Here is a 10408-nt window from a genome sequence, read left to right on the forward strand (position 1 = left end):
GCCCGCCCGCCGCCGGCTGCGCATGCCCGACCGCGACGAACCGGCCCCGGCCGCGGACCCGGCGTGGCCGGGCCCCTCCGCCGGGGACTCGGGCGAGTTCGCGACCGACGGGCACCAGGGGCCGCACACCCCGCCGCACGGCACCCCGCCGCACGGCACGCCCCCGCACGGCACGCCCCCGCACGGCAGTCCCGCGCCCGGTGAGCGGCGGCCCGCCGCCGACTACCCCCGCCGGCGGCCGGGCGATCCGGCCGCCGGGGACTCCGGCGAGTTCCCGGTCGACGGGCAGCACACCGGGCTGGAGACCCCGCCGCACGGCAGTCCGGCGCCCGGGCTGCCCCAGGAGGCGTCCTGGCACGGCGCGTTCGCGGACGACCGGTTGACGGACGACCGGTCGGCGGGCGCCCCATTCGCGGGGGACCCGGGGGGCGCCCATGGGCACGCCCCGCACCCCGGCCCCGAGGACGGCGCGGGCCACACCGACGCCGCCGACGTCGCGCCGAGTGCCGCCGAGGCCCCCGCCGAGGCGGTGCCGGACGACGCCGGGCCCGAGTTCGCCGATTCCGCGACCGAGTCCGAACCGGCCCCGGCCGAGGGCGAGTTCACGGACGCGTCTGACGCCGCCGGAGCTCCCGCCCCGGCCGCGACCCCCGTGGACGCTCCCGAGGCCGCTGACACCCCCGTTGAGCCCCTCGCCGAGCCCCTCCTCGCCGAGGTCGCCCAGGCCACGGACGAGAGCCCGAGCCACAGCGAGCATCCGCTCGCCTCGTACGTGCTGCACGTCAACGGCGCCGACCGCCCCGTCACCGACGTCTGGATCGGCGAGTCGCTGCTCTACGTCCTGCGCGAGCGCCTCGGCCTCGCCGGGGCCAAGGACGGCTGCTCCCAGGGCGAGTGCGGGGCCTGCTCGGTCCAGGTCGACGGGCGGCTCGTCGCCTCCTGCCTGGTGCCCGCCGCCACCGCCGCGGGCAGCGAGGTCCGCACCGTCGAGGGCCTCGCCACCGGCGGACAGCCCTCCGACGTCCAGCGCGCGCTCGCCCGGTGCGGGGCCGTGCAGTGCGGCTTCTGCGTGCCCGGGCTCGCGATGACCGTGCACGACCTCCTCGAGGGCAACCACGCCCCGACCGACCAGGAGACCCGCCAGGCGATCTCCGGCAACCTCTGCCGCTGCTCCGGCTACCGCGGGGTCCTCGACGCCGTCCGCGAGGTCGTCGCGGGCCGTGAGGCCGCCGAGGAGACGGAGGCGGACGAGGGACACGACGCCCACCAGGACCCGGCCCGTATCCCGCACCAGACGGGACCGCACGGCATCACGGGCAACGGGAGCGTCAACGGAAGCGGCAGCGGAAGGGCATCGGCATGACCGGAATCGCGGACGGCACGGGCGCCGTCACCGCCACCCCCGCCGCCGGAACGCCCGTCCAGCCCCCGTCCACCATGGGCCTCGGTGTGTCCCTGCCGCCCACCGACTCGGCCGCCAAGACCTCGGGCACCTTCCCGTACGCGGCCGACCTGTGGGCCGAGGGGCTGCTGTGGGCGGCCGTGCTGCGCGCCCCGCACCCGCACGCCCGCATCGTCTCCATCGACACCAAGCAGGCCGTCGAGATGCCCGGCGTACGGGCCGTGGTGACCCACACCGACGTGCCCGGCGACGCCTCCCACGGCCGCCGGGTCGCCGACCGTCCGGTGTTCGCCAAGGACCTGGTCCGCCACCACGGCGAGCCCATCGCCGCGGTCGCCGCCGACCACCCCGACACGGCCCGGCTGGCCGCCGCCGCCATCGCCGTCGAGTACGAGGTGCTGGAGCCGGTCACCGACCCCGAGCAGGCGTTCTCCGCCGAGCCGCTGCACCCCGACGGCAATCTGGTCCGCCACATCCCGCTGTCCTTCGGCGACCCGGACGTGGTCGGCGAGGTCATCGTCGAGGGGCTGTACCGCATCGGCCGCCAGGACCCGGCGCCCATCGGCGCCGAGGCGGGCCTGGCCGTGCCGCGCCCCGACGGCGGGGTGGAGATCTACACCGCCTCCACCGATCCGCACGCCGACCGCGACCTGGCCGCCGCCTGCTTCGGTCTTGAGCCGGAGCGGGTGAAGGTCGTCGTCACCGGCGTCCCCGGCGCCATGGGCGAGCGCGAGGACCCGGGGATGCAGCTGCCGCTCGGACTGCTGGCGCTGCGCACCGGCCATCCGGTGAAGCTGGCCGCGACCCGTGAGGAGTCCTTCCTCGGCCACGCCCACCGCCACCCCACCCTGCTGCGCTACCGCCACCACGCGGACTCCCAGGGCAAGCTGGTCAAGGTCGAGGCGCAGATCCTGCTGGACGCGGGCGCCTACGCCGACTCCTCGGCGGACACGCTGGCCGCCGCCGTCTCCTTCGCCTGCGGCCCCTATGTCGTTCCGCACGCCTTCATCGAGGGCTGGGCGGTGCGCACCAACAACCCGCCCTCCGGCCATGTGCGCGGCGAGGGTGCGATGCAGGTGTGCGCCGCGTACGAGGGCCAGATGGACAAGCTGGCGGCCAAGCTGGGCCTCGACCCCGTCGAGATCCGGATGCGCAATGTGATGGCCACCGGCGATCTGCTGCCCACCGGACAGACCGTCACCTGCCCGGCCCCGGTCGCCGAACTGCTGCAGGCCGTAAGGGACGCACCGCTGCCCACTCTCCCCAAGGACGACCCCGAGGAGGAGTGGCTGCTGCCGGGCGGCCTGGAGGGCGCGGGCGAACCGGCCGCGGTGCGGCGCGGGGTGGGCTACGCCCTGGGCATGGTCCACATGCTCGGCGCCGAGGGGAGAGACGAGGTCTCCACCGCCACCGTCAAGGTCACCGGGCCGGTGGCCACCGTCATCTGCGCGGCCGTCGAGACCGGCCAGGGCTTCACCACCCTGGCCCGCCAGATCGTCCAGGACGTTCTCGGTATCGAGGAGGTCCATGTGGCGCCCATCGACACCGACCAGCCCCCGGCCGGACCCGCCTCGCGCGGCCGCCACACCTGGGTCTCGGGCGGTGCGGTCGAGCGCGCCGCGAAGATGGTCCGCACCCAGCTGCTGCAGCCCCTGGCGCACACGTTCGGTATGTCCACCGAGCTGCTCAGCATCGCCGACGGCAAGATCACCTCGTATGACGGGGTGCTCAGCACGACCGTCGAGGAGGCACTGGAGGGCAAGGAGCTGTGGGCCACCGCGCAGTGCCGTCCGCACCCCACCGAGCCGCTGGACGAGACCGGCCAGGGTGACGCCTTCGTCGGGCTCGCCTACTGCGCGGTGCGCGCCGTGGTGGACGTCGACATCGAGATCGGCGCGGTACGGGTCGTCGACATGACGGTGGCCCAGGACGTGGGCCGGGTCCTCAACCCGCGTCAGCTGAGGACCCGTATCGAGGCGGGCGTCGCCCAGGGCATCGGCGCGGCCCTCACCGAGAACCTGCGCACCTCACGCGGTGTGGTCCGGCATCCGAACCTGACCGGCTACGCCCTGCCGACCGCCCTGGACATCCCCGACGTCCGCATCGTCAAGCTGGTCGAGGAGCGGGACGTGGTGGCCCCCTTCGGTGCCAAGGCGGCCAGCGCGGTGCCGGTGGTCACCACCCCGGCGGCGGTGGCGGCGGCGGTCCGCGCGGCCACCGGCCGTCCGGTCAACCGCCTCCCGATCCGCCCCCAGGCGGCGGTCGTCAACCGGCACTAGGACACCCGCGGAAGAGGCCGCGGGCGGGTCCGCCGCCCGCGCCTCGCCGTCCGCGGCGCGGGATTGTGCGAGACCTGTAACAGAGGGATCCCTCCCCGCCCCGACTCCATCCTCATGTTTGCGAAAGCGACACAGGAGACATGGGGAGCGAGGCGGACATGGCACGGCACCGGGTCCTGGGGACGAACGGCCGAGTACTGGTGGCGGCGTTCGGTGTGGTGGGGGTGACCGCCCTGGCCGCCGTGTGGACCGCCCAGGCCGGAACCGCCGAGGCGGAGCCGGGCGCGTCACCGACGCGGAAGCCGACGCCGATCGTGGGCCAGACCTCCAAGCCGGACCCCGAACTGCCCGATCCCGTGGTCAACATGGACATAGCCCACGCCTCCGACAAGGGCGCCAAGGGCGTCAACATCACGATCGACGACGGTCCGGATCCGACCTGGACCCCGCAGGTCCTCCAGGTGCTCAAGGCCAACGGCGTCAAGGCCACCTTCTGCATGGTCGGTCCGCAGGCCCAGGCCCATCCGGACCTGGTCAAGGATGTGGTCGCGGACGGGCACCGGCTGTGCGACCACTCCATGTCGCACGACACGACGATGGACACCAAGTCATCCGCCTACCAGTCCCAGGAGATCCTCGACGCCCAGCGAATGATCACCAAGGCGTCAGGGGGCGTCAAGCCGCTCTACTACCGTGCCCCGGGCGGTGCGTTCACCCCGTACAGCCGTCAGATCGCCGCCTCGCAGGGCATGCGGCCGCTGGGCTGGAACGTGGACTCCAAGGACTTCAAGCAGCCGGGGGTCGCGGCTGTGGTCAACACCGTCAAGAACGAGATCTCCGGCGGCCCCACCGTGCTCTTCCATGACGCGGGCGGCGACCGCGGCCAGACGGTCGAGGCACTGCGCCAGGTCCTGCCGTGGCTGAAGCAGCAGGGATACAGCTTCGGTTTCCCGGTGCGCTGACGCCGCATGCATGGACCCGCACCGGCGGCACCCTGGTCACCGGCGGGCGCCGTCCGCCCGCCGGTGACGGACTCTCCGGTCAGACCGGGGGCGGACCGGTCAGAGCGGGCTCGCGCTCGTACTCGCGGGCGGCGAACGGGCACTGCCAGTCGGCGGGCTTGGGGCGGCCGGAGTAGCGGCGGGCCTCGGAGAGCTCCTCGTACTCGAGCAGGTTGGGGTTTATGTCGCCCTGGAGCTGTATGTCCTGCTTGCGGATCTTCTCCGCGAGCCGGTCCCACATCTTGGCGCCCTTGATGCGGTCGAACTGCTCATGCGAGTTGAAGGCCAGCATCGGGAAGGGAGGACGGCGGCCCCAGCGGCGGTGGGTCTCGTGCAGGCCGATGACGAAGAAGGGGTGACCGGCGACGCTGTAGGTGAACTCCCTGGCCTGCGGATCGGACGAACGGCCCTCGGCCCAGCGATAGGACTGGGAGTCCTGTTCGTGGATGAGCTGGAGCTGTTCCCACAGCAGCTCCTCGAACCGCAGCTCATCCACTCCACGAGGTTGCTCGAAGGTCGCGATGAAGCTCGTGAACGACCGGTGGCTCCAGTCGGCCGAGGCCACGAAATCCGCGAGATCGAGTGCCATCAGCCGGGCCGAATCGCCCGATCCCATCTGGTCGTAGTGACGATGGGTGATGCCACCCTTGCGCCAGGCGGACCGTCCCGCCAGGCAGGCGAACCGGTCCCCCAGAATGAACCGCTCCACCTCGTCACGTGCGCCCACTGTCATGGCCAGCCTGCCTTCCAACTACGTGCCTCCTCGCTGGGAGCTCATCTCCTTCTCCACATGAAGGCGCCCACCCTGCTCACCTGCGTAGGAGAGCAGGAGAACGAGATGGGGCGCCTGGCTGAATTGTGATCGGCGAGGGCCCGATCGGCGAAATCCGTGCGCGGGCCGCCCCCGAGGGAGCGGCCCCGGCCCGGACCCCTGAGCCCCGGCCCGTCAGCTCCGGGCGCGGTCCAGCGCCGCCGCCACCACCGGGCCGATCCGGTCCAGGGACTCCTCCCGCATCATCCGGTAGTGGTGATCGGGGACGCCGTGCACCACCAGGGCGCCGTCCACGAAGGAGAGCCAGGCGTCCGCCACATGCAGCGGATCGCGCCGGTAGCCGGGGATCTCCTCCACGGCCCGGAACAGCAGCATGTCGCCCTGGAACCGATCGGGTGCGAACTTCCGCATCAGCTCCTGGTCGTTGCGCAGGATGTCGAGCAGCGGGAAGCTGGTCTCGCCCTCCAGCAGCCGGGCGGGCAGCCCGGTCTCCCGGCAGAGGTCGGCCACCAGGTCGGCGGTGCCGTCCGCCCCGTCGGGGTGTGCCTCCAGCCAGCCCGGGGCGAAGATGTCGCCGCCGCCGATGTCGTCGAGCAGCACCCCCAGCCACTGGCGCTTGCTGAGCTCGGGCGCCTCGGGCAGGGCCTGGGCGTTGTCGGGGTAGGCGTCCACCACGGCCAGCGTGGCGACCTCCTCGCCCCGCGCCTGGAGCCGGGTGGCCATGGCGTGGGCGATCAGCCCGCCGAAGGACCAGCCGAGCAGATGGTACGGACCGGTCGGCTGGACGGTCCGGATCTGGTCCAGATAGTCGGCGGCCATCTCCTCGACGCTCGCGGGGAGGACGTCCGGTTCGGTGAGACCGCGCGCCTGGAGGGCGTACAGCGGCTGGTCCGGGGCGAGATGGCGGAGCAGCCCGGTGTACGACCAGCCGAGACCGCCGCCGGGGTGGACGCAGAACAGCGGTGGGCGCGTCCCCTCGCCGCGCAGTGGCAGCAGGATGTCCAGCGGCTGCCGCTGGTGGTGCGCCTCGGCCGGTCCCGCGGCGTCCAGGCGGGCCACCAGCCGGGCGACGGTCGGCGCCTCGAAGAGGTCGCGCATCGACAGCTCGGTGGCCAGTGCGGCGCGGGCCTGGCTGGCCAGCTTGGAGGCGAGCAGCGAATGGCCGCCGAGCAGGAAGAAGTCGTCGTCGACGGTGACGCCGTCGACGCCCAGGACCTCGCCGAAGAGCGCGCACAGCGTCTCCTCGCGCGGGGTGCGGGGCGCTCGCCCGCCCGTGGTGGACTCGAAGGAGGGCGCGGGCAGCGCGCCGCGGTTCAGCTTGCCGTTGGCGTCCAGGGGGAGGGTGTCGAGGACCACGAACGCGCCCGGCACCATGTGCTCGGGCAGCACCTCGCCCAGCGCCTCGCGAACCGCGGCGACGTCCGGCGGGGTGTCCCCGGCGGCCGTCACATAGCCGACCAGCCGCTGGTCGCCGGGCCGGTCGGCGCGGACCGCCGCGGCGGCCTCGGCCACCTGGGGGAGCGCCCGCAGCGCCGCCTCGACCTCGCCCAGCTCGACGCGGAAGCCGCGCAGCTGGACCTGGCCGTCGGTGCGGCCCACGTACTCGACGTCGCCGTCCGGCCGCAGACGGGCCAGGTCGCCGGTGCGGTACATCCGGGTGCCGGGCGGGCCGTAGGGGTCGGCGACGAAGCGTTCGGCGGTCAGGGCGGCCCGGTTGAGGTAGCCGCGGGCCAGCTGCGCCCCGGACACGTACAGCTCGCCGGTGACCCCGGCCGGGCAGGGCTTCAGGGCGGTGTCCAGGACGTACATCCGGGTGTTCCACACCGGCCGGCCGATCGGCACCGGGCCCTCGCCGCCGGGCGCGGAGGGGTGGTGGGCGATCTGGATGGTGGCCTCGGTGGGCCCGTAGAGGTTGTTCAGCGGTACGCCGGGGAACCGCTCGTGGAACCTCTCGGCGGTCTCGCGCGGCAGCGCCTCACCGCCGCTGGAGGCCCGCCGCAGGACGCCCGCGCACGCTTCGGCGGCGCCCGGCTCGGCGAGGAACGCCTGGAGCATCGACGGCACGAACTGGAGCGCGGTGATGCCCTCCTCGCGCACCGTGCGCGCCAGGTACGCCGGGTCCTTGTGGCCGCCGGGCTTGGCCACCACCAGCGTGGCGCCGCTGAGCAGCGGGAGGAAGAACTCGCAGACGGAGGCGTCGAACCCGGCCGGGGTCTTCTGGAGCATCCGGTCCCCGGGGGCGAGGCCGTACGCGCCCCGCATCCACTCCATGCTGTTGGCCACGGCCCGGTGGGGCACCAGGACGCCCTTGGGGCGGCCGGTGGAGCCCGAGGTGTAGATGATGTACGCGGGGTGCTCGGGGTCGATCGCCACCGCCGGGGCGGAGCCGCCCGCGGCGTCGCCGGTGCCCGTGAGGTCCACGACGTCCAGCAGCAGCCGCCCCACGCCGTGGCGCGCGGGCAGCGCAGCGGCGCTGTCGGCGCGGGTGACCACGAGGGCGGGGCCCGCGTCGTCGAGCATGTACGCCAGCCGCTCGGCCGGGTAGTCCAGGTCCAGGGGCAGATACGCGGCCCCCGTCTTCAGCACCGCGATCAGCGCGATGACCAGGTCCGCGGAGCGGGGCAGGGCCACGCCGACGGTGCGCTCGGGTCCGGCGCCGCGCGCGATGAGCACCCGGGCCAGCCGGTTGGCCGCCCGGTCCAGCTCCGCGTAGCTGAGCACGGTGTCATCGCAGACCAGGGCCTGGGCGCCGGGGGTCCGGGCGGCCTGGGCGGCCAGCAGCTCCGGGAGGGTGGCGCCGGAGGTGGGGTGCGCCGTGTCGCCCGGCGCGCCCAGGACCCGCCGGCGCTCCTCGGCCGACAGCAGCTCCAGTGAGCCGACGGTGGCTTGCGTGTCGGAGGTGTCGGAGAGGGTGCGCAGCAGGCCGAGATAGCGCTCCCGGTGGGCGATGAGGGCGTCCTCGGTGTAGAGGTTGGAGTTGGCGTTGAGGTCGATCCGGATACCGGTGCCGTCGGACCGGTCGTACCCCATGATCGAGAGGTCCTCGACGGTGCCGTTGGAGAGGTTGTGCGCCTTCACCCGGTGACCGGCGAAGTGGAAGTCGTAGTCGTACGTCATGATGTTGACGTGCGGGCCGAGCAATCCGTTTCCGCCGTCCGGGAGTCGCAGATCCCGGGCCAGGTCGATACGGCGGTAGCGCTGATGCCGAAGGGCCTGCCTGACTTCCCGTGAGATCTGCCGGACCAGGTCCCGTATTCGCATATCGGCGCGCACCTGGATGCGCAGCGGCACCACATTGGCGAACATCCCGGGAATGGCGCGGGAAGTGGCATCGGTACGGCCGGATACGGGCAGCGTCAGAATGATGTCCGATTTACCGGTCAATCGGTGCAGATACAGTGCGGTCGCCGTGATGATCATAGCGGACCAGTGGGTGGCGTATTTACGCGCGGCGGCCCGCAGCTCGACCGCTTCCGCCTCGGTCAGGTAGGCGGTCTGGCGGAGGACGGTGGAAAGTTCCCTGGTGGGGTGGGTGGAAAGCCGTGCCGGGCGCGGGGAATCACCGAAGTGTTCCAGCCAGTACGCGCGGTCTTTGGCGAAATCCGGTGAGGCCCGGTATTCCGCGTCCTGGTCGAGCATCGCCCGCAGGGAGCCGAAGACCGTTTCCCCCTCGGCCGGGTCGGTCCCCTCGACGAGCGCGGTGTACACCTCGGCGGTCCGCCGGCCCAGCAGGGCGGCCGAACCGGCGTCCGAGACGATGTGGTGGGTGCCCTGGTACCAGAGGAAGCGCTCGGCCTCCACCTTGATCAGGGCGAACGAGAACGCCGGGTGGTCGCCCAGCTTGAGCGCCCCCGTGGCCAGGTCGTTCTTCATCCACCGCTCGGCCGCGGCCCAGGGGTCGTCCTCGGCGGTGAGGTCCAGCTTCGGGAGCTCCCAGTCGGTCACCGGGTCAAGGGCCTGCCAGGGCTCCCCGTCGTCCTCGCCGACCCGGATGTTGTAGGGCTCGGCCTCCGCCACGGCCCTGCGCAGGGCCCGCTCGAATAGCTCGGTGTCTATCGGTCCTTGTATCTCCAGGTACTCACCGACCCGGAAGGTGGTGCTCTCCGGCGGCTCCAGCTGCTCTATGAACCAGATTTCACTCTGGCCGGTCGAGAGCGGCTGACGGGCGGCCGGTACGGCGGGCTGCACATTTCCCCCACTGAGAATGGGACCACGGTCGAAAAAGTGCCCGCCGACCGGGAGTAGTTTTCCGCGCGGTCGCAGGCACCACATGCGACCCTATGAGACGGAATTGCACTCAGTGCGGGGGTCAGGAGACCGTTCGGTGGCGAGACTGTGAAAATCGCCGGGCCCTAGGTGTTTACCTGGAGTATCCGGATGCCGGAACGGCATGAGCGCGTGCATGAGCATGCGCCCTGCGGGCGCAGGTGTCCAGAGGATGTCGGGAGTTCACCGAGCGGCAACCCAATGCGCGGGCGCCGAGTGAGGCGCCCGCGCCGGGGTGTGGAGGCCGTGGCGGGAATCGAACCCACGTAACTCGATTTGCAGTCGAGCCCCTCAACCACTCGGGCACACGGCCGATGTCGTGCTGTGTTCTCGACGATAGGACCGGGGTGGGGCGGGCACAACGGAGCGGCGGGGGCTGCCATACGACTGACACACTGCGTTCACGGCCGCCGTTCATGGCCCGCCGGACGCGCCCCCGGCGGGCGCCCGGCCCCCTTCGCGGCGCGGGTTCACCGCGTGGGCACACGGCCCGCCTTCACTGTGTGGGGCGCTGCGCCAGGAAGTCCTCGACCACCTGGCGGAAGAGGTCCGGCTCGTCGACCCACGGATAGTGGCCCACCCCGGGCAGCGGCCGCGCCTGGCCGTCCGGGAAGGACTCGGCCACCAGCTCCCCGGCCCGCATCCCGGTCACCGCGTCCCGGTCGCCGGTGATCGCCAGCACCGGGGA

6 protein-coding genes and 1 tRNA gene are annotated in these 10408 nt (G+C 72.8%); 3 read left to right on the forward strand and 4 right to left on the reverse strand.

Going from position 1 to position 10408, the window contains the following annotated elements:
* The 3 genes from GWI24_RS32610 to GWI24_RS32620 all read left to right on the forward strand — a co-directional run.
* Positions 1–1363, forward strand: a 1363-nt coding sequence (locus GWI24_RS32610) for a 2Fe-2S iron-sulfur cluster-binding protein (RefSeq protein ID WP_210949666.1), incomplete at its 5' end; no start/stop codon positions are given.
* A complete protein-coding gene (locus tag GWI24_RS32615; RefSeq protein WP_210949667.1) occupies positions 1360–3681 on the forward strand; it encodes a xanthine dehydrogenase family protein molybdopterin-binding subunit in 2322 nt (773 codons plus the stop codon). The genes GWI24_RS32610 and GWI24_RS32615, both read left to right, overlap by 4 nt.
* A gap of 158 nt (positions 3682–3839) precedes the next feature.
* Entirely contained in the window at positions 3840–4643 is an 804-nt protein-coding gene (locus GWI24_RS32620) for a polysaccharide deacetylase family protein (RefSeq protein WP_210949668.1), read from the forward strand.
* 79 nt (positions 4644–4722) lie between these two features.
* On the opposite strand, the gene gntA is transcribed toward GWI24_RS32620, so the two are convergent.
* The 4 genes from gntA to GWI24_RS32640 form a co-directional block, all read right to left on the reverse strand.
* The gene (gene gntA / locus GWI24_RS32625; protein WP_210949669.1) at positions 4723–5415 is read right to left on the reverse strand and encodes a guanitoxin biosynthesis heme-dependent pre-guanitoxin N-hydroxylase GntA; all 693 of its coding nucleotides are present in this window, start codon (positions 5413–5415) and stop codon (positions 4723–4725) included.
* Positions 5416–5628: 213 nt separating this feature from the next.
* Positions 5629–9642, reverse strand: a complete 4014-nt coding sequence (locus GWI24_RS32630; protein WP_210949670.1) for a non-ribosomal peptide synthetase — start codon at positions 9640–9642, stop codon at positions 5629–5631.
* A gap of 316 nt (positions 9643–9958) precedes the next feature.
* Positions 9959–10033 (reverse strand) — tRNA-Cys (locus GWI24_RS32635).
* Positions 10034–10216: 183 nt separating this feature from the next.
* Positions 10217–10408: alpha/beta fold hydrolase (locus GWI24_RS32640; RefSeq protein WP_210949671.1), on the reverse strand; the 192-nt coding region annotated here is incomplete at its 5' end.

The sequence above is a fragment of the Streptomyces sp. MK37H genome, assembly GCF_018035285.1.
Classification (GTDB): Bacteria; Actinomycetota; Actinomycetes; order Streptomycetales; family Streptomycetaceae; genus Streptomyces; species Streptomyces endocoffeicus.